Below are 940 nucleotides of genomic sequence, written 5' to 3'. Positions count from 1 at the left end.
TGATATGCTCCCTCTATGAGAGACAGTGAAATAAAACACTGTCAATCATGGAGGGGGCACTTCTATGTCACAAAAGTCAAAAGTAAGTATTGAAGAAAAGACAAAGATGGTTCGTATGTATCTGGCAGGCAAGTTAAGTATGAACGGATTGGCACAGCTCTTGGAAGTAAATTGGAGCACAGCGGCTGCGTGGGTACGGAACTACGAGGCAGAAGGTCTGGATGCGTTCCTTTCCAATAAACCCCATACATATAGCCAGGAATTCAAGCGGCAAGCGGTAGAAGAATATCAGCGAAGTAACGCAAGCCTATCGGATATCTGCAAAAAATACAAAATTCGGGACAGGAAGACACTTCGTACGTGGATCAAGGTGTATACTGCACATGGAGAGTTCAAATCCTTAAAGTTTTCAGGAGGAGGAAGCTACATGAAGCAGGGACGGGGAACCACGCTGGAGGAACGTATCCAGATTGTGAGGGAATGCATAGCCAGCGGGAAGAACTACGGCGAGATGGCATTGAAATACCAAGTAAGCTACCAACAGGTTCGTACTTGGACGCTTCGTTTTGAGCAGATGGGGAAAGCCGGCCTGGAGGATCGGCGTGGTCGGCGGAAAAAGGATCAAATTCCCCGCACTGAACTGGAAAAAGCTCAAATTGAGATCGAGCAGCTCAAACATAAGCTATATCTGGCGGAAATGGAGAATGCTTTGCTAAAAAAATTGGACGAGATAGAGAGGAGAGATGCCTCTCAGAAGTAAGGCAGCGCTATGTATACAGAGCAATTCAGAAATGTCATGAAGAGCAGGGCTTTTCCATTGAAGGCGCCTGCAAACTGCTTCATGTGGCACGTTCCGCTTACCACAAATGGGCTTCTGGAAAATTGAGCCGTAGAACTTCGGAAAACGAACAGTTAGCGGACAAGATTGAAAAAATCCATG

General features: G+C 46.3%; 1 protein-coding gene. It reads left to right on the top strand.

The window, feature by feature from the left end; translation table 11 throughout:
• The first annotated feature begins 64 nt into the window (after nt 1-64).
• Nucleotides 65-760, top strand: coding sequence for a helix-turn-helix domain-containing protein (locus tag ACTQ3V_RS15620; protein ID WP_441468294.1), 696 nt, complete (start codon nt 65-67; stop codon nt 758-760).
• Nucleotides 761-940 lie beyond the last annotated feature (180 nt).

It is taken from the genome of Candidatus Agathobaculum pullicola (assembly GCF_052117205.1).
Lineage (GTDB): Bacteria > Bacillota > Clostridia > Oscillospirales > Butyricicoccaceae > Agathobaculum > Agathobaculum pullicola.
This window is presented reverse-complemented; position numbering and strand designations above follow the sequence as displayed.

Bases quoted from the DNA above. Each gene is read 5' to 3' on its own strand.
- ACTQ3V_RS15620 (WP_441468294.1), top strand. From the start codon at position 65: ATGTCACAAAAGTCAAAAGTAAGTATTGAAGAAAAGACAAAGATGGTT.